Consider the following 18,489-nt stretch of genomic DNA (forward strand, 5'->3'; position numbering starts at 1 on the left):
TCCTTGTTCAAGGTGTGCGCTTTACTCATATTCGTCTGCTGATGGTTCAGAATTTTTCAATCATGGTGCGGCTAATGATTTCATCTTGAACCTCTTTGCATAGCTCAACGAAGTACGCGCTGTAGCCAGCTACGCGGACGATTAAATCGCGGTATTTTTCTGGGGTTTGCTGTGCTTTTCTCAACACCTCATCGTCGACGTAGCTGAATTGCATTTGCCCATTACCCAGAATGGAGGACGTTCTCAGCAGGGTGATAAGCCCGTTACGGCCTTCTGGCGTGTCCAGCATGCCTTTAAGGAATTTGAAGTTATGCACCATGCCTATATTCATGCTTTCCACATTCATTCTGCTGACCGATTTGATGCTTGCCGTCGGCCCTTTTTTGTCTGCCCCTTGAGTTGGGCTGATTCCATCGGAGAGCGGCGTCCATGCCAGACGTCCGTTTGCGCTGGCTGCGGTTAATGCGCCGATCGGCGTATTGTTGGAGATAGATAAGGTGCCATGGCTAAAGGTGGAATAGAGCATTTTGTATTGGCGGCATTCACGTTCTGTCCATTCGGTAATATCACGCGCGAATTGGTCAACGGCGTTGTCATCATTACCGAATTTCGGCGCATTCAGGCAGTCTCTGTGCAGCATTTCATAGCCTGAAAAGTTAGCCAGTAGAGCGTCACGCATCTGCTCCAGTGTGTATTTACGATCCTCATAAACGAGTTTCCGAATGGCTACCATGGAGTCGACATAGGTGGCTAATCCAGAGAATATCAGTCCAGGCCCATGATTGATTAATGCACCGCCAGCGGCCACGTCCTGACCTTTTTCCATACAGCCTTCCACGAGCAGGGACATCAGTGGCTTGGGCGCGATATCACGATGTACGCGCTGACTGATCACCGTGCCAATCGCCGACAGACGGATAATGTGTGCGATCTGCGCTTTCACTGCGCGATCAAAAGCCTCAAAGGTGTCCAGCGTGCTCAATTCGCCGGTGTCCAATCCCTGAATACGATCGAACAGAATCATGCGTCCACGGTTTAACACGAATTCAATGGCGATAGGCCACTGCGTATAGCCCGTTGATGTCCACTGATAAATTCGGCCCGATTTTTGCGGTTCTACACAGCCCATCAGACAGTAATCGCGTGCATCGTCAAAATCGAAGCCTTTGCGCAGCATCATCTTGATATGGGAATCATCGAAGTGACATGCTGGGAAACCCATGCCGGACTTGACTACATCGACAATTTTTTCCATGTACTCGTGCGGCGATTGATTATGAATCCGGCAGGCGAGTGAAGGCTGATACACTTTCACAAAACGCACCGCATCCATAATCAGGTAAGTCAGATCGTTACAGGCATCGCCCCCGCTACGTTTCTGTCCGCCTACCGTCAGGTTGATGAATGGCTGATAGCCAGCGAAATATTTCGCGCCGCTTTCGCTGGACATCCACATCAGTTCCGCACATTTCAGAATGAACATCTGTAGCAGTTCCAGCGCCTGTCCGCGGGTCAGGCGACCAGATTGAATGTCGGCTTCATACATCGGGTAGCAGTATTGATCGACGCGTCCTAACGAAATACCGGTCTGGTTTTCTTCAATTTCGAACAAAGATTCCAGCGTCCAAATACTTTGCAGAGCTTCCTGCAACGTTTTCGGAGGATTGGCAGGTACGTTCTCGTTGACGTCGGCAATCATCAGCAGTTCAGCACGCCGTAAGGCATTGTCTTCCTGTGCTGCTTGTTCACGTGCCTGTGCTGCGATGCGGCTGGCATAGGCCATGACGCCATCGCAGGTTTCAATCGCCGCCTTATAGAAATAGATACGATCGATATGCGCCGGGTCTTCCATACTCAGTTCAGCCAGTTTTTTCTGTGCATCTGCTTTGATGCCCTTCATCCCTTTCGTGAAGAGCAATACGTCGTAACCTGGGCAAGTATCGCCGCCGCCGTTGATTTGGTGATAAGAGAGATCGCTGACAAAGGTTTCTCCGCTGAACTCCCAGAGGCCTGCTTCACGATATTGTGCTTCGCACACTTCATCGAGCGATCGACCTTGCCAGAATGGGGCGATTTCTTCGCGGATCGTTTTTTTATCTTCTTCTGAAATCTGAAATGGATCCTGAGGCCGCGTGCTCATGGTATCCAATTCGTCCCACACCCAGCGCCAGGCAATATCAGGAGAAAAGGCTCCCGCGCGGGGTTTGCCGCAGGGATGCCCGACGATCAGTTCTTCATCCTGAATCAGGATGGGGGCGGTTTCGCAGGCTCTACGGAAGGACTTCGCTCGTAGCAGAATCGGCGGCAATCCAGGGTTATTTTTCGCGACTTCTGTAAAAGCTACTGCACGATAAATAGAGATGCTGGGACGCGCCTCCAAATAGTGTGTGCGCAGGCGTTGCATACGTGGCGTAAGCATTTCTTGCTCCGCTAACATGTCATCAGCGGGGGATTTTTTGCTGTCATTCCGTCTGACCATTTTTTCGGTATTCAATATGCTGCTACCGAGTGAAAAATGGCTTGTGTCTGGCGCTAGCGTGTCATTATCCATACGAAAGTCTCCTACTGTTATTTTTTCTGATTCAATAAAGGGTAATAAGAGAAATGCAATACCGAAAATGCGGAATAGGCAGGTAAGGTCTTTGCCTGAATGTTGATGTTTGTATTGGTTTTTTTATTAATAGTGTTTTTTATTATGCTGATAATTTTGCTACATAAAAACGAATGGATATTTTTTATATTTCATGGGCGTTCTTCCGTGTTATTAACAGAGTATCATTATGTTTACTCTTCCGTTTTATTAATTAATTGATTTTGTTTTTTAATGATCTCTCTTTGGGGGTTAGGCTTTCAATATAGTGTATACACTATTTAACTAATGGCGCTGAATAACGCTGTTAGTTAATTGACTAAGATCAATTCATTCTGTTTTATTCGATGGTTATTTTGTATTATTATTTTGTTAATTATTCCCATTGAATGTATTTGTAATAAATAGAAGTGGGTGTGTGCAATATAATTACATTTGCGGGGAGACTACAGAAGGGAAGAGAATTCAGGCCAATTTACGCTTAATAGAATTGGCCTGTAATAATGGAAACCGTGCGCTACAGTGATGCGCCACCGCATATCACCAACTGCTGGCCAGTAATGGCTGCCGCAGAAGGGGAGAGTAGGTAACCTACCAGATCGGCCACTTCCTGTGGCTGGATGAAGCGGCCAATCGGCGGCAGCTTTGGAGGAGAACTCTGGCGGCCCGGCATCGTCAGCATTGGCGTTTCTGTTGCACCCGGCGCGACGATGTTTACCGTAATACCGCGCGGAGCCAGTTCCGCTGCCCAGCTTCTCGCCATGCCGATCATCGCGGATTTTGTCGTAACGTACTGGCTACGTCCTGCCGAACCGCTAGATGTGCGGCTACCCAGCAGCACGATTCTGCCACCTTGCGGCAGTTTATCGACCAGACGGTCGGCAAGTACCTGCGCCGCATTGATATGCAATCGCCACAGTGTTTCACCGTCCTCCAGCGAAAGCTGGCCGAGTGGGGCAGATTTCATAATGCCAGCGGCATGGATAACGGCATCAACCTGTACAATCTCGTCCAGAATGGCAGTCAGCGCGAGCGTATCCATGATATCCACCGCGCGATGGGTAAAGTGGGGGTGTGAATAGTCACCCGGCTTGCGTGACAGGCCGGTAACTCGCCAGCCTTCAGCCAGTAATTTTTGTGTGATGGCGGCACCGATCCCCGAGCTGCTGCCGGTAATCAGAGCGTGTTTAGGGGCTGTAGCTGACATGCAATGTCTCCTTAATGCATCCCCGTCATACTTCAAGCCGCCTTCCTGCAACTCGAATTATTTAGGGGATAACCATTTTAATACAACGACGTGACGGGGATTTTGAACACGGCTTTTTTGACCGGTGCAGGGCTGTCGTTAATCGCACACAGCGCTTGATGGGCTTCTCCTGGATAGAAGGTGACGAAGTCGCCTGCCCGCAGATGGATCTGATGCGGCACCTGTGGGTTATCCAGAATATAGAGGTCTGGTTTCCGCTCTACCGCGGGCTGACCATGCACATCATTCAGACCGTAACCGATAATCTCCTCGCCTTCCAGAATCAGTTGAATATCGAGATAGTTGCTGTGAAATTCGGTATGACGTGTGGCGCGTGGCGCGGTATTCACGGTGCCGATGTTGTAAAACCATTCGGCTCCTTCTTGCTGATAACGGCCTTCGGGCAGCGCATTCAGTTCAGCCAACGACATGCCCGGCGCGGACAGAATAGTCCACAGTGCATCGGGCAGCGTGGCGAGTTTGAGCGCGTTTAGGTTTCCTGCAATCATTATAGTGTCCTGAAAATATACCCGTCATACTTCAAGTTGCATGTGCGTTGTTCAAACGTTAACGTTTGTCCTGAAACTCGAATTATTCAGGGCATAGCGGGGAGAAAACCCCGCTGGAAAAGAGAAAAAAGCAGCGTGGTTTTACCTTAAGCCTATTTTTAGGAGAAACACGGGGATGAGGTTCCCGTAGGGAAGCCTCGCCCCGTGGTCGCTCCGTGTATCTCAGATTCTAAAGGAGTGACAGACTTAACCCGCCTTGACCCACTCTTCACTTACCACGACGTGCTTTATCGCCTGGCGGAAGTAGGTGAACGCTACGTGCAGCTTACCGTCCGGCGCCTGCTTGACGCTGGGATAAGAGAACTCGCGGTTCAACTTCTCCGTTGAGTTATTGGTCATGCAATATCCGTCACCTACTTCGATGTTGCGCTGCCACGGCCAGCTTTTACCGCCGTCTTCCGAAATGGCGAGCGTCATTGGCGCACGCGGTGCACCCCAGAAAGCGCTACGACCACCGGCTTGTACTTCCGGCATTTTGGCATCGCTGGCTTTGTCTTCTTCATCCTCGATTTCATCGTACAGCGACAGACGGCGCTCGGTGGCGTCGGCGGCGCTCATATGATTGAACACCAGCGCGAGATGGCCGTTTTTCAGCGTAGTCACCTGAATGGACGAGTTATTGTTCGGTAAGTCGGTTGCTACCGGCTCTGACCAGGTTTTACCGCCATCCGTTGAACGACTCTGATAGATGAAATCAGCCCAGCGGCTGCGGTACATCGCCAGCAGCGTGCCGTCATGCAACGGCGTGATGTTCATGTGTACACAACCCGTGCTGTTTGGCACTGGATATTCCCGCCAGGTTTTCCCCTGGTCGCTGGAAATTTTCACGGCGCTGTTATCGTCGTTACCGACCCATTTTTCACCCGGCTGAACGCGGCAGTAGAACACAGGCAGCAGCCAGTCGCCGTTTTCCAGTACGGTGATGGGCTGGCGGATAAAGGTGCCGGGTTGATCGAGCAATGTGCCGATCTCACCCCAAGTGGCACCCAAATCCGTGGACTGGCGATAGCGCACAATCGCAGTGTCCTGGTTACCCGATTTTTGCGCGGTGTACAGCAGCCACAAGACGTTGTCCGGTGCGAGGAACAGTACTGGGTTCTGTTCAGAACGCGTAGCATCCTCAGACAGCTTAGCGGCTTTACTCCAGTTATCACTGCCTTTCGCCAGACGAGACATGTAGATAGAGATATCCGCAATCCCTTCTTGTGTACCGCCGAACCAGACGCACAGCACATCGCCGTTCGGCAGATGGAGCAGGTTGGCCGCATGGTTCTGCGGACATTCCGATGGAATGTAGGCATCCAGACGCGCGGCATCGCCTTCTGCGTGATGAATTTTTCCGCTACGTTCCACAGTAATGGTTTCGCTACTCATGACTCAGGCTCCTGATTTATTTTCAGTTTGAGAGATTTTGATTTTGTGCGCTTTATTCGGAATCAGACGATCGAGCAGCATGACGACGGCAGGGGTAACCAATGCGACGTACATGTTATCGATACCGTATGGGTTGCCGAGTATGTACCAGACAGAGGTGGCTACGCAGGCTGAGATCAGGCTGGCATTTGCTCCGCGGGTGCTATTAAAGAACGGCAGATAGAACGCAATCACCGCAACCACGGAAATCGACAGACGGATGGCGCGGGTAAAGAACGACAGCTTCAGAACTTCAGGCACCAGCAGGACGAAAATTAACGGCGCGAATCCGATAATGAGCGAGAATACACGCGTCATTTTCATCTCTTTTTCTGGCGTCGGCTTGTAGTACGGGACGTAAAAGTCTTTCACGATCAGTGAGGCGATCGCCAGTGCTACGGTACTCACGCTGATGAAGATTGATGCAACCAGCGAGGTTGTCACCAGACCAGCGACCCACGGATTCATATCTTGCAGGAAGATAGGCATCGCATACAGGCTGTTGATTTCTGGGTGAGCAAACTTCGCTGCAACACCGATGACGGCAATCGCAATCGCAATTGGCATACAGAAGAAGAAAGCGACCCAGGTGGCGCGTTTTGCCGATGTTGCATCCTTGGTAGCTGAAATGGCTTGAATGACGAATTGGGTACAGAAGATCGAACCGATGGTACCTATCAGCCAGGCAAAGATAGTACTGGCACCAATTTTACCATCCCATGTCCAGTAGTAATCCGGCATTTTTTCAATCATTGGGGTGATGCCGCCGGTCATTTTCAACGCTACATACAAAATGATCATGACGCCGACATATTTCACGGCACTGTGAATCAATGTCACGTAAGCCACGCCTTTTAAGCCGCCAAAGTAAAAGTAAAACGTACTGACGATGGCGGTGATCAGGGCGGCAACGGGCAGAGAAATTTTCAACACGGTCGAGATGGCTGCCGCGCCACTGACGTAGTTACCCACGTTTACCAGCAACAAAGCATAGATCATGATGATTGAAATGATGTTTTTGGTCGATGTTCCGTATTTCTCAGCAATCGCACCGGAAATGGTGACTTTGCCCGTGTTGTAGATTTTTTTGACCAGAATCATCCCGAACAGCAGGAAGCCGATGGCCGCGCCAATCACAGACCATGACGCGGCAATACCATTTTCAAAGGCAGATTGCGCCGTACCTACCGTGGATTTGGCACCGATGAATTCGGTCATCAGCAGGACACCGACGATAAAAGCCGGCAGCGCGCGTGAGCCTTCCATAAATTCGGAGCTGGATTTACTGCGTAATTTGAGCGTCAACCATGAGGTGAATGCGATATAGAACACAATCATCCCAATGATAATGAGGGTGTCGGTAAAATTAAAATGGTTCATATCTTCTCGGCCTATAAGTGGAAATTGTAATTTCTCTGTTACTGCGAGAATTGGTTAAGTATGTTGCGGATGTTGTCTTCATCCTGTGCGGAAAACTGGATCGGATAGCGGCTGACGCCGACGTCTTCACCCATGATCGCCAGCGCTTTCTTCACCACGGCAGGTGAGAACGCGATGGCGTACAGCGTCTTACGCAATTCGGCAACTTGTTCTTGTGCCTGACGCGAGCCTTCAATGTCACCAGCATGGAAACGGTGCCAAATCTGACTGATCGGTTCCGGTGCCACGTTAGCCAACCCGGAAATACAGGCGGAGCAGCCGTCAACGAAGCCCTGGTGAATGAGCGAGTCTGGGCCATTCAGTACGTTAAAGCCCTGTACACCTTTCACCGCTTGCACATAACCGCTCAGGCTTTCATAGCTGCCTGCGCTGTCTTTGATGCCGATGATGTTCGGGTGATCCGCCAGCGTGCGGACGGTTTCCGGCGCCAGCGTATTCCCCGTGCGTGCAGGAATGTTGTAGAGAAACACCGGCACAGTCAGCGCATCGGCGACGGCGGTGTAGTGGGCTATCAGTTCTTCCTGTTTGAGTGGAATGAAATACGGGGTGATGACCGAAACGGCATCAACACCCAGCGCGGCGATGCGCTTGCCGAGCTTGATGGTTTCCCGCGTGGAGATTTCACCGATGTGGCCGACAACCGGCACTTTTCCGGCAACTTCATCAACGCAGGTTTCCGTGACGGCGACTTTCTCATCGGTGTGCAGAACGAAAAACTCACCGTTGGTGCCGTTACAGAAAATACCGTTGCCGTAGCGCATCTGGCGCTGAACCTGAAGACGCATGGCTGCGGGATTAAATTCGCCCTGGTTATCAAACGGCGTGACGATGGCGGTCAGGACGCCGGTAATATTTTTGCTCATTGTTCTTCCTCGTGATACGTAATCAAAAAGATGAAAACTTAAAATCGTTCTATTCAAAACCGCGCTGTTTAAAGCCTAATGCTGTTCACTTAAGCCCGTTTTTAGGGGAAACACAGTGGGAGGTTCCCGCAGGGACGCCTCACCTCTGTGGTCGCCCCGTGTATCTCTATGCCTAAACGAACGAAATAAGCTGTTTAGAGCCGCGCTTTTAAAACAGAGTCAGATAAACCTCGCGGACATCGTCGGCGCTGACCTGTGTCGGCACGTTTTTCATCAGGCGCTGAACCTGTAACGCGGCATCAACCAGATACGGCAGGTGGTCTTTTTCCACGCCGAGCTGTTGTAAGGTGTTGGGCAGATTGAGCCGTTTGACCAACTCGCTGAAATAGGTCACCAGCGCCTGCGCTTTTTCCGCGGTACCGAGCGTCAGATCGGCATCCGGCAGCAGGTCATATGCCTGAGCGAATTTGTCCTGTGCGGCGTCTTGCACGAAACGCATGCAAGGAGCGAGCAGGATGGCGTTCGCTACGCCGTGTGGAATGTGGTACTTGCCGCCTAGCGGGTAAGACATGGCGTGAACCAGATGCGTACCGGAGTGGGCAATGGCGGCGCCACCGTAATAGGATGCCCACAGCATATTCAGCTTCGCTTCCAGATTTCCCGGTTCGCGCACAGACGTTTCAAGGTTGGCAAACAGTTTCTTCAGGCCAATCAGCGCGTAGTTGTCGCTGACCGGGTTGGCAATCGTTGAGGTGAAACACTCGATCAGATGGCAGAGCGCATCGATACCCGTTGAGGCCGCGATATGTGACGGCATGCTGATGGTCAGTTCCGGTACCAGCGCAACATAGTCCGGCAGCATCACTGGCGTAATAATGCCGACCTTGGTCTCTTTTTCTGGGATCGCCAGAATGGCATTCGGCGTGGCTTCTGAGCCCGTTCCCGCCGTAGTTGGAATAAGCAGGGATGTCGTGCGGCGAGTCGGCTTTTCTCCAGCCAGCAGGCTATCCAGCGTGACGGTGTCATCACCTGCGCACAGCACAGAAAGCAGTTTGGCCACATCCAGTACGCTGCCGCCCCCCACGCCGATGACCAGATCGGTCTGGGTTTGTGTGAGCTGACTCAGTATGTGGGCAACGTCGTGCTGGCTTGGTTCAGCAGGCACATTATCAACCAACAGAACCTGCGGAACAGCTTGCTTAACTTGTGCGATCAGCGCCTGAACGTCAGGCAGCCCGACGATGTTTTTGTCGGTGACAAATAAAACGTGCTGTTTCCCTGCCAACAGGTGACTGATGTCCTGAAGCACCCGGTAACCGCTGAGGATAGTGCTATTGATATTCATGCTTATTACCTTGCCTTTTCTCTTCTTCGCCAGAGCGTTATCACTATGATAATGGTTGCGATGGTGATTACTTTCAGTCAAATGGAGTGTTTTTAGTCACAACTAAACGCCATTTGCCACATCGTGGTGATAATTTATAGGTGAAATTCCTTTTAAATAATTTGATGTTGCTCACATATAATCAAATGTGATTCAATATAATCATTATCAAGTAATCATGAACCGGGGATGAGGTATGCCAAACGTGCCGCAATCAGCAGAACAGGTATTAGTTGTCGCTGATGACTTTACGGGAGCCAATGATGCAGGCGTCGGTCTTGCGCAGCATGGCGCTCGGGTTAGCGTTGTATTTGACGTTAATAAACTGCATGCGGATTTACTGGGCGATGCCGTGGTAATCAACACCGATAGCCGTGCGGCGCGCGATGACGTGGCATCCCAACGTACCGCAGACGCGGTAGCCGCCTGGCAGGCGGCGGGTGGACAAGGCTGGATTATCAAGAAGATTGACTCGACGCTGCGTGGGAATCTGGGCGCGGAAGTTGCCGCCGCGCTGTCTGCGGCTGACGTGCCCGTCGCGCTGATTGCCGCCGCGTCGCCGATGCTGGGACGCGTTACCCGAAAAGGTGAAGTCTGGATTAATGGTCGCCTGCTTACCGACACGGAATTTGCCAGCGATCCAAAAACGCCAGTGGCCTCGGCTTCTATCGCCGCCCGTCTGGCGGAGCAAACCGCTTTACCGGTAGCGGAGATACACCTTGATGACGTCCGTCAGGCCAATTTAGCCCACCGCTTGCAGCAGTTGTCGGACGAGGGCACCCGTCTGATTATTCTTGATACGGACGTACAGGACGATCTGACACATATCGTTAATGCTGCCAGAGCATTGCCGTTTCGGCCCTTGCTGGTCGGCTCGGCAGGCCTGAGCGAAGCGCTAGCGACTGCGCAGGATTTTACGCACAACACCGAAAAGCCGCTGCTGGCTGTCGTAGGGTCTATGAGTGATATCGCTCAAAAACAGATTGCGGCCGCTCGGTTGCGCAGCGATGTCGCACTGGTTGAGATTGACATCAACGCGCTCTTTTCACCCGATTCATCCACCGTCATGGCGTCCCAGTGTCGGGAAGCGGCAAGGGCGCTGATGAACGGCCAGCATTGCATCATTCGTACCTGTCACAACGAAAATCAGCGCTTCGAGATCGATGCGCGGTGCCAGCAGCTCGGACTTAGCCGACAGCAGCTTGGCGAAACGATCAGCCACTATCTGGGGGAACTTACGCGCAGCATTGTTCAGGCGCTAGACAGCCTGACAGCCGACAGTGCTAACCGACGTCTGCCGGGTGGGCTGTATTTATCCGGTGGTGACATTGCGATTGCCGTGGCAACGGCACTGGGTGCTACCGGCTTTCAGATTAAGGGGCAAATCGCATCCTGCGTGCCCTGGGGATACCTGCTGAACAGCGTTGTCGGCACGACCCCTGTGATGACTAAAGCGGGGGGTTTTGGCAACGAAACTACTTTGCTCGACGTTTTACGTTTTATTGAGGAGAAGGTCAGTGAGTAAAATTATTGCGGTAACGATGGGTGATCCGGCAGGGATTGGACCGGAAATTATTATCAAATCTCTGGCCGAAGGCGAGCTTTCCGGCGCATCCGCTGTGGTGGTGGGTTGTGTACAGACGATGCGACGTATTCTGGCATTGAACGTGGCGCCAGCCGTAGAGCTGAAAATTATTGATAAACCGGCTGACGCGGTATTCGCGCCGGGCGTAATCAACATGATTGATGAGCCGCTGGAAGATCCACAGGCGCTGAAGCCAGGTGTCGTTCAGGCTCAGGCGGGTGATTTGGCTTACCGCTGCATCAAGAAAGCGACCGAACTGGCGATGGCGGGTGAAGTCCACGCGATTGCGACTGCGCCGCTGAATAAAGAAGCGCTGCACTCGGCAGGCCATCTTTATCCTGGCCACACCGAACTGTTGGCTAAGCTGACCAATAGTCGCGATTATGCGATGGTGCTGTATACCGATAAGTTGAAGGTTATCCATGTTTCAACGCACATCGCGCTGCGTAAATTCCTGGATACGCTGAACCGCGATCGCGTGGAAACCGTGATCGAAATGGCAGATGTTTTCCTCAAACGCGTCGGTTTTACGCACCCGCGTATCGCCGTTGCTGGGGTTAACCCGCATGCGGGTGAGAATGGTCTGTTTGGTGACGAAGAGATCAAAATCGTGTCGCCGTCGGTTGAAGCGATGAAGGCCAAGGGTATTGATGTTTATGGCCCGTGCCCGCCGGATACGGTCTATTTGCAGGCGTATGAAGGCCAGTACGACATGGTGGTGGCGATGTATCACGATCAGGGGCACATCCCGCTCAAGCTGCTGGGCTTCTATGATGGTGTGAACATCACTGCTGGGCTGCCGTTTATCCGCACGTCGGCTGACCATGGCACGGCGTTTGACATTGCCTGGACAGGTAAAGCGAAGTGCGAAAGCATGGCGATCTCTATCCAGCTCGCGATGCAACTGGCCTGATTGACGGTGATGACCGCCGCTGTCAGTACGGTTTTGTAAGCGAATAAAACGCGATACAGTGCGCATTGCAGGATATCTTCCTTCCCGCGGTTGGGAAGGTTTCTGGTATCCTGCAAGCAAGAATATATCGCTAACAACAGCAAGATGGATATCGCCGTGGATCCTACATTAACCGATGCTTTCCGCATGAGCGGGGATAAAGTAAGAGGGCAGAGCCGTCTTGATCAGATTATGGATTATCTGAAAAGCCATAATCTGGTGACGGTAGATGAGCTGGTGTCCGTGATCGACGCTTCTCCGGCGACGATCCGCCGTGACTTGATCAAGCTGGACGAGCAGGGGGTGATTAGCCGTAGTCACGGTGGCGTGACGCTCAACCGTTTTATTCCTTCCCAGCCGACCACGAATGAGAAATTACATCGTAGCCTTCAGGAGAAGCAGGCGATAGCTCGCTATGCTGCGACGCTGGTTAAGCCGGGCAGTGCAGTGGTGCTGGATGCGGGAACGACCATGCTCGAGCTGGCGCGGAATCTGACGCACTTGCCACTACGCGTGATTACCGCCGATTTACAAATCGCGCTGTTCTTGTCTGAGTTCAAGCAAATCGAAGTGACGATCATCGGTGGGCGTATTGATGACAGCAGCCAATCCTGTATTGGTGAACACGGCCGCCGTCTATTACGCAGCATTTACCCGGATATTGCATTTATCAGCTGTAACTCGTGGAGCCTGGATAAAGGTGTCACCACGCCGACGGAAGAGAAAGCGGGTGTGAAGCAAGATCTCGGCGCGAATGCCAGTCGTCGTATATTGCTGGCGGACAGCAGTAAATACGGTGCGTATTCGCTGTTCTGCGTTACGCCTTTATCGGATTTGACGGATATCGTTACCGACAGCGCGTTAGCGCCCGAAGTGCAGGCGCAGTTGAAAGGCAAAACGTTCAATCTGACGCTAGTGTAAGTCGGGTTTGTGCCTGACGCGGGATGTCAGGCCGATTGCCGTCGCCAGTTGAGCTCAGGTTTATGCACCACGCCGTTGAGCGTCATCGGATCCGTGGTTAAAAAAAGACGCGTGTCGTTTTCACTGAACCGCGCGTAGCGCAACTGGCTGGAGCCAATCCAATTCGGAATAAGGCAATAGTCCAGATAGTGCGTGACGGTCTGTTCGGCATCATTGGTTTCATAACGGCCAGCATAGGCGAAGTAGGTGGCTGCGGCCTGCATCAGCTGCTCCGCCGAGCCACCCGTCATGATACCCGTATCGTAGGGCTCCCTGTCACTGCCCATGATTTGCACTGTCATCCAGTTATCGTCGGTATACTGAATGTAGCCAGTCGCCTCTTTTCCCATCATATGAATCACACTGCCGTCACCCAGTACATCAATGAAGGACTCAAGAAACCATAGCCCGCGCAGCTTCTGGCGTAACTCGTTGTTGCTGAAAGATTGCGATGTCATCGATCCCCCCTTGGAAAAGTCGTACTGGTTAAGTGTAGTGAATTTTTTACGGAGGGCGGGGCAGAGAGACGTTTCCTGCCAGCGGCGTGGCGCTGGCAGAAATGAGGCTTATTTCATGCTAGCGGCGAGGGTGTCGACGTTGTGCTTAAATGCCGCTGTATAGGTTGCTGCCGGGCCGGACGTGTCGGTTAAGGCTTCTGGATACAGCTCACCGCCGGGTTGTGCACCACTGGCATTGGCGATTTGCTTCACCAGGCGGGCATCGGTCTGGTTTTCAATGAAGTAGCTTTTCACCTTCTCTTGCTTGATTTGCTTAATCAACGAGGCCACTTTTTTGCTGCTGGCTTCGGACTCGGTAGAGTAGCCCACGGGCGACAGGAACTTCACGTCATAGGCCTGGCTGAAGTAGCCGAATGCGTCATGGCTGGTTAGCACTTTGCGTTTTTCCGGTGGAATGTCGGCAAAGGTTTTCTTCGCGTAGCGATCCAATTCCTGCAACTGTTTGATGTAGGCGTCCCCCTGCTGACGATAGTAATCGGCATTAGCGGGATCGGCTTTTGCCAGCGCGCTGACGATGTTGTGCGCGTAGATCACACCGTTGCTCATACTGTTCCAGGCATGCGGATCGGTTTCGGTTTTGCCATCTTCCACCATTGAGCGAGTTTCAATGCCGTTAGATGCCGTGATGACCTCACCACGGTAGCCAGAGGCAGTGACGAGACGATCGATCCAGCCTTCCAGACCCAGCCCGTTAACGAAAACCAGATCGGCGTTAGCCAGCGTTTTGCTGTCTTTTGGCGATGGTTCAAACTCATGCGGATCGCCATTCGGCTTGACCAGATCGATCACGGTGACGCGATCGCCGCCGATGTGACTGACCATATCGCCAAGTACGGAAAAGCTGGCAACAACATCAAGATTCTTTGCCATTGCCAGTGGGCTAAGCAGCAGGCTGGATAACGCAATAGCTAACAGTGAACGTTTCATTCTTCCCTCACAAAAGTTGCAGATAACGAGAAATGACAAACAGTAGGTCAACGGCGTTGGCGTAGCAGTCCACCGTGGTGACCCACACAGACCGAGAAACAGAAAAATAGTGTCATCGTCAGGATAATGGCGGGCCCGGCGGGTAGCTCGGCATAGTAAGACCACAGCAGCCCGATCAGGCTGGCAACCATTCCTTGCAGCACCGCAATCCCGAGCATGACGGGCAGGCGCTGTGTCCAAAATCGTGCGCTGGCGGCAGGCAGCATCATCATGCCGACCGTCATCAGTGTGCCTAGCAGCTGGAATCCTGCGACCAGATTCAGCACCACCAGCGACAGAAATAGGCCGTGGATCAGCGCTCGATAGCGCCCTGAACTGATGCGCAGGAAGGTCACGTCAAACGATTCAATCACCAGCGCCCGATAGATCACCGCCAGCACCAGCAAGGACGACGATCCGATCAACGCAATGTCGATCAGCGCGGCGCGATCCACCGCCAAAATCGATCCGAACAGGACATGCAGCAGGTCAATGCTGGAGCCACGCAGTGAAACCAGCGTGACGCCAAGCGCCAGCGAACCGAGGTAAAATCCCGCAAAGCTGGCGTCCTCTTTTAATTCTGTGTGGCGGGTGACAAAGCCGGAGAGCATAGCGACGGATAGTCCGGCAATAAAGCCACCGATTCCCATTGCCAGCAGTGACATCCCGGAAATGAGATAGCCGATTGCCACGCCGGGTAATACCGCATGCGATAGCGCATCGCCAATCAGGCTCATGCGCCGCAACAGCAGGAAACAGCCCAGCGGCGCGGCGCTCAGCGTTAATACCAGACAGCCAACCAGCGCACGGCGCATAAAACCGAACTCGGCAAAAGGAGAAGTAATGAGGTGAAATAGCATCATGACGTGACGATCCTGAGCGCTGGCGTATCGCTGTCTGCCTTGCGCAGGCTATGTAATATCGGTTGAGCATCTCCCCAGCGATGGCCGCACGGCGTGAGTTGCAAGACAGCCGGAAAGTGCTGATCAACCAGCTCCATATCGTGTAACACGGCCAGAATGGTTCTGCCTTCGGCGTGAAGCTGCTTGATAATCTGCAAGAGTGTCTGCGTGGTTTGGCTATCGATACCGGTAAAAGGCTCATCCAGCAGAATAATCGGAGCCTGTGTCAGCAATAGCCGCGCGAAGAGCACGCGCTGTAGCTGCCCACCGGATAGGACACCAATATGACGGTTGGCGAAATCTCCCATGGAGACGGCGTCGAGTGCGTCAATGGCTTTACGGTGCCAGTGGGTGTTAATACTGCGTAACAACCCGCGATGGGGCAACGACCCCATGAGCACCAGATCGCGTACGTTAATTGGAAACTGCCGATCGAATTCGGAAAGCTGTGGCAAATAGCCGATAGCATTCTCTTTGCCGTCATTACCGAGGCTGAACGTGCCATAAAGCGGCGGTAGCAAACCTGCCAGCGTTTTCAACAGCGTGGATTTTCCCGTGCCGTTCGCGCCAATAATCGCCGTTAGCGATCCCTGATGAAAACAGCCGCTGAGCGTTGCGAGTGGCGGTTGACCACGGTAGCCAAAGGCTAATTCCTGTAGGGCAATCATGACAACATCACCGCCCACCCCACCATCAGCCACAGCAGCGCTAACAGCAATGAAACCAGTAACACGCGCTTCAGCGCGGAAAGAGAGTAAAAATTTGTCATCATCATCGGTAAAAATATCAATTGTTATATTATAACATATCACTTTTTGGCGATGAGGGTAGAGGCAATAGGTAAAAAAGTATGTAAGTCGATTAGGTTTGGTTGTAAGTGGTTGCTGGGGCGGGAGTGCAATATTTCGTGCGCCACACAGCTGACAAAACCCAGCCAACTTATATCGCGATGGCGCTTCTTTTCACGGCGTAAAAAATTATGCTGAGGAGATAGCAGGCTTAGGATGAGCCGCATGGACGCGGCGAAAGCTTGCGCCACGTATGGAACGTGTCGCAAGCGGTCCGTTAAGCCTGATACCGACGAAGGCACCGCTTTAGCGGCATAATTTCCGCCAAAAGCCGGGGTTCATAGGGGGCTGGCGTAGCCCCCTATGTCGGGCGCGTGCTGCGACGTAGCATGAAGAGAACGGTGTTTGAAGCGCACGAAACCACCTCTAGTTCTACATAACCAATGTGACTAAAAGCCAATTCCATGAACACATTACACCGCCGATAAATTCCCCTGCATATCAACCACAAAGCGGGTGGCGGGCTCATCGTTGATATAGCCGGCGAGAATTTTCAGCATCAGGCCGAAGCGGTATTGCAGGCTGTCCGGCGGCAGTGTGGTCGTCGGCGTATAGGCCGCCAGCAGTGCGCGATACTGTTTCACCCGCGCCGCCGGAATATCCTGCCAGGCCAGATCGCTGCCGTTGCGCAGGCAATACCAGTCGGTCACTAGCGTAAGCAGAGAAATATCCTGTAACCCATCGGTGCCTGCGACCTCGCTCGGTTTACGCTGGGCGGCATCGGGCAACGCTTTGGCGCTGAGCGGCTCTTTTTGTTGCGCGACCCACAACAGATCGGCACAGTTCAGCGTGTTGATAAGGGAGGATAAATCTTCCGGCCAGTCTTTCACCAGAAAACGCTGGCGAACCAGCAGGGCCAGATGATGATGCAGGAAGTCGTAATAATCGCGGCTTTTCAGAATATCGCCCAGCGGTTCGCCAGTGCGATCCAGCTCTTTCTGATAAAACGGGAACAGATGGTTGAACTGCGGTACGTTGCGCAGAACCAGCGTGTCGATATCGACTCGATCGCTATGCAGCGTCGCCAGCTTCATGGCTGGGGGATAAGCAGCCAGTGACGGCACCGCCACATTCACCAGCGTCCCCTGTGAACCGCGATACACGCCAGTGTCGTTGACGTGCAGGTGCCCGCTGAAGTGCAGGCGGATTCCGGCCGCGAGTGCCTGTTCGGCCACCTCCGGGCGTGGTGTACGCTTGATGAAACTGTTGCTGCCAAAGAGCTGTTTTTCATCCTCTACCGTGCCGTCGAGGAAATCGACCAGCGGATAGTGCGAGAACACTAGCAGCTTTTTATTCTGCGCTTTTGCCCGCTGTACCACCGACTTCACCCACGGCAGCATGAACGGCTTCTCGGTCAGCAATGCGTTCCAGCCCGTATTACTGCTGGTTGAGTAACCTTCAATACCTTCACGTTTTTCCGGGCCGTCTTTGACCTGATACACGTTGGCGTCGATAGAAAGCAGCCACAGTCCTGCTTCCGGCTCTACCAGATAGGAGGCATCCACGATATTCCACTGCTTGCTGCCGTCCGGCGAGCGGGCGAGATACTGGCGTTTACTGAGTTCATCGCTGTCGCCAAACGGCGTTTCCCAGTGCAGGAAGTCATCGCGCTTAAAGAAACCAAACGGTTTCATCAGCGGCAGGCCGCGTTCGTAGCCGAGTGCCTGCATCTTGGCGGTGACGATCAACGCCTGCGCATCGCCAAGCTTAACGCCGGGTTTGCTACTCAGCATCGTGCTGGTGCCGTCGGCGTTGAGCATTCTTTGCCAGGAGTCATCCCCTTGTGGACGATTGACATCGTGGTTGCCCGGTGTGGCGAAAAAGCGCATGCCGTAACGTTGCTCATACTGCGTCAGGATGGTGGCGATGCCTTCAACCGTAGGCTGTTGGCCATCATCAGAATAATCGCCGGACAGCACGACGTATTTCACCTGCTGTTTTGCCAGTTCGTCCAGCGCGGCCAGCAGCGCAAAGTAGGGCTCGTTGAAGATGCGGGTCGAATTCACCGAATCTTTCAGGGTGCGAATGGTCAGCTTCTTTCCGGTCTGTGCATCGGGCAGGCCGTCAAAATCGTAGTTGCCATAAATATTGTGAACGTGGACATCCGAAATAATGGCAATACGTAGCGGACTGGCGGGTGTTTCTGCGTCGGCGTTCGCGTGAAAAAAGCCGCCAGCTAGCGTGATAGCGCTGCCTGCACCGAGCTTGACGAAGGTTCTGCGAGTGAGTGATGTCATTGATGTCTCCGGCATT

General features: G+C 52.8%; 14 protein-coding genes and 1 pseudogene. 3 read left to right on the forward strand and 12 right to left on the reverse strand.

Translation table 11 applies throughout. The annotated features are described in order from the left end of the window. Window positions 1-46: 46 nt before the first annotated feature. The 7 genes and pseudogenes from cutC to CLR69_RS16345 all read right to left on the reverse strand — a co-directional run. Window positions 47-2,422 (reverse strand): annotated as a pseudogene (gene cutC / locus CLR69_RS16315) (choline trimethylamine-lyase); the annotation flags it as partial. Between the two features lie 685 nt (window positions 2,423-3,107). Continuing rightward, complete coding sequence (locus tag CLR69_RS16320) at window positions 3,108-3,797, reverse strand: SDR family NAD(P)-dependent oxidoreductase (protein ID WP_129712190.1); 690 nt, start codon at window positions 3,795-3,797, stop codon at window positions 3,108-3,110. A gap of 77 nt (window positions 3,798-3,874) precedes the next feature. After that, window positions 3,875-4,345 (reverse strand): NanQ anomerase/TabA/YiaL family protein, encoded by a 471-nt coding sequence (locus tag CLR69_RS16325; protein ID WP_129712189.1) that lies wholly within the window; start codon window positions 4,343-4,345, stop codon window positions 3,875-3,877. 246 nt (window positions 4,346-4,591) lie between these two features. After that, window positions 4,592-5,779 carry a sialidase family protein gene (locus CLR69_RS16330; RefSeq protein ID WP_129712188.1) on the reverse strand — a complete coding sequence of 396 codons (1,188 nt, stop codon included), beginning with the start codon at window positions 5,777-5,779 and terminating at the stop codon, window positions 4,592-4,594. A gap of 3 nt (window positions 5,780-5,782) precedes the next feature. Further along, window positions 5,783-7,198, reverse strand: a complete 1,416-nt coding sequence (locus tag CLR69_RS16335) for a sodium:solute symporter family protein (RefSeq protein ID WP_129712187.1) — start codon at window positions 7,196-7,198, stop codon at window positions 5,783-5,785. A 38-nt stretch (window positions 7,199-7,236) separates the two neighbouring features. After that, window positions 7,237-8,121, reverse strand: coding sequence for a dihydrodipicolinate synthase family protein (locus CLR69_RS16340; RefSeq protein WP_110162421.1), 885 nt, complete (start codon window positions 8,119-8,121; stop codon window positions 7,237-7,239). 208 nt (window positions 8,122-8,329) lie between these two features. Beyond that, the gene (locus CLR69_RS16345; RefSeq protein ID WP_129712186.1) at window positions 8,330-9,466 is read right to left on the reverse strand and encodes an iron-containing alcohol dehydrogenase; all 1,137 of its coding nucleotides are present in this window, start codon (window positions 9,464-9,466) and stop codon (window positions 8,330-8,332) included. A 235-nt stretch (window positions 9,467-9,701) separates the two neighbouring features. On the opposite strand from CLR69_RS16345, the gene dtnK reads away from it, so the two are divergent. The 3 genes from dtnK to CLR69_RS16360 all read left to right on the forward strand — a co-directional run bounded on the left by dtnK (window position 9,702) and on the right by CLR69_RS16360 (window position 12,963). After that, on the forward strand, window positions 9,702-11,030 hold the full coding sequence (gene dtnK / locus CLR69_RS16350; protein ID WP_129712185.1) for a D-threonate kinase: 1,329 nt from the start codon (window positions 9,702-9,704) through the stop codon (window positions 11,028-11,030). Beyond that, the gene (locus CLR69_RS16355; RefSeq protein WP_129706645.1) at window positions 11,023-12,003 is read left to right on the forward strand and encodes a D-threonate 4-phosphate dehydrogenase; all 981 of its coding nucleotides are present in this window, start codon (window positions 11,023-11,025) and stop codon (window positions 12,001-12,003) included. Before dtnK ends, CLR69_RS16355 begins: the two co-directional genes overlap by 8 nt. A 144-nt stretch (window positions 12,004-12,147) precedes the next feature. Continuing rightward, window positions 12,148-12,963 carry a DeoR/GlpR family DNA-binding transcription regulator gene (locus CLR69_RS16360; RefSeq protein ID WP_129712184.1) on the forward strand — a complete coding sequence of 272 codons (816 nt, stop codon included), beginning with the start codon at window positions 12,148-12,150 and terminating at the stop codon, window positions 12,961-12,963. 26 nt (window positions 12,964-12,989) lie between these two features. Here CLR69_RS16360 and CLR69_RS16365 read toward each other — a convergent pair whose 3' ends face one another. From CLR69_RS16365 to CLR69_RS16385, 5 genes are all read right to left on the reverse strand, one after another. Beyond that, a complete protein-coding gene (locus CLR69_RS16365) occupies window positions 12,990-13,460 on the reverse strand; it encodes a lipocalin-like domain-containing protein (RefSeq protein WP_129712183.1) in 471 nt (156 codons plus the stop codon). 108 nt (window positions 13,461-13,568) lie between these two features. After that, window positions 13,569-14,447, reverse strand: coding sequence for a metal ABC transporter substrate-binding protein (locus CLR69_RS16370; RefSeq protein WP_129712182.1), 879 nt, complete (start codon window positions 14,445-14,447; stop codon window positions 13,569-13,571). A 47-nt stretch (window positions 14,448-14,494) separates the two neighbouring features. Then, the gene (locus CLR69_RS16375; RefSeq protein WP_129712181.1) at window positions 14,495-15,349 is read right to left on the reverse strand and encodes a metal ABC transporter permease; all 855 of its coding nucleotides are present in this window, start codon (window positions 15,347-15,349) and stop codon (window positions 14,495-14,497) included. After that, a complete protein-coding gene (locus CLR69_RS16380; RefSeq protein ID WP_129712180.1) occupies window positions 15,346-16,056 on the reverse strand; it encodes a metal ABC transporter ATP-binding protein in 711 nt (236 codons plus the stop codon). Before CLR69_RS16380 ends, CLR69_RS16375 begins: the two co-directional genes overlap by 4 nt. Window positions 16,057-16,649: 593 nt before the next feature. Then, a complete protein-coding gene (locus CLR69_RS16385; RefSeq protein WP_129712179.1) occupies window positions 16,650-18,473 on the reverse strand; it encodes a metallophosphoesterase family protein in 1,824 nt (607 codons plus the stop codon). Window positions 18,474-18,489: the final 16 nt, after the last annotated feature.

Origin of the sequence: Pectobacterium zantedeschiae (assembly GCF_004137795.1) — a bacterium.
GTDB classification, from domain to species: Bacteria; Pseudomonadota; Gammaproteobacteria; order Enterobacterales; family Enterobacteriaceae; genus Pectobacterium; species Pectobacterium zantedeschiae.

What these genes read in the sequence shown, in the direction of transcription:
- CLR69_RS16320 (WP_129712190.1), bottom strand. Translation starts at nt 3,797, where the DNA reads ATGTCAGCTACAGCCCCTAAACACGCTCTGATTACCGGCAGCAGCTCG.
- CLR69_RS16325 (WP_129712189.1), bottom strand. Translation starts at nt 4,345, where the DNA reads ATGATTGCAGGAAACCTAAACGCGCTCAAACTCGCCACGCTGCCCGAT.
- CLR69_RS16330 (WP_129712188.1), bottom strand. Translation starts at nt 5,779, where the DNA reads ATGAGTAGCGAAACCATTACTGTGGAACGTAGCGGAAAAATTCATCAC.
- CLR69_RS16335 (WP_129712187.1), bottom strand. Translation starts at nt 7,198, where the DNA reads ATGAACCATTTTAATTTTACCGACACCCTCATTATCATTGGGATGATT.
- CLR69_RS16340 (WP_110162421.1), bottom strand. Translation starts at nt 8,121, where the DNA reads ATGAGCAAAAATATTACCGGCGTCCTGACCGCCATCGTCACGCCGTTT.
- CLR69_RS16345 (WP_129712186.1), bottom strand. Translation starts at nt 9,466, where the DNA reads ATGAATATCAATAGCACTATCCTCAGCGGTTACCGGGTGCTTCAGGAC.
- dtnK (WP_129712185.1), top strand. Translation starts at nt 9,702, where the DNA reads ATGCCAAACGTGCCGCAATCAGCAGAACAGGTATTAGTTGTCGCTGAT.
- CLR69_RS16360 (WP_129712184.1), top strand. Translation starts at nt 12,148, where the DNA reads ATGGATATCGCCGTGGATCCTACATTAACCGATGCTTTCCGCATGAGC.
- CLR69_RS16365 (WP_129712183.1), bottom strand. Translation starts at nt 13,460, where the DNA reads ATGACATCGCAATCTTTCAGCAACAACGAGTTACGCCAGAAGCTGCGC.
- CLR69_RS16370 (WP_129712182.1), bottom strand. Translation starts at nt 14,447, where the DNA reads ATGAAACGTTCACTGTTAGCTATTGCGTTATCCAGCCTGCTGCTTAGC.
- CLR69_RS16375 (WP_129712181.1), bottom strand. Translation starts at nt 15,349, where the DNA reads ATGATGCTATTTCACCTCATTACTTCTCCTTTTGCCGAGTTCGGTTTT.
- CLR69_RS16380 (WP_129712180.1), bottom strand. Translation starts at nt 16,056, where the DNA reads ATGATTGCCCTACAGGAATTAGCCTTTGGCTACCGTGGTCAACCGCCA.
- CLR69_RS16385 (WP_129712179.1), bottom strand. Translation starts at nt 18,473, where the DNA reads ATGACATCACTCACTCGCAGAACCTTCGTCAAGCTCGGTGCAGGCAGC.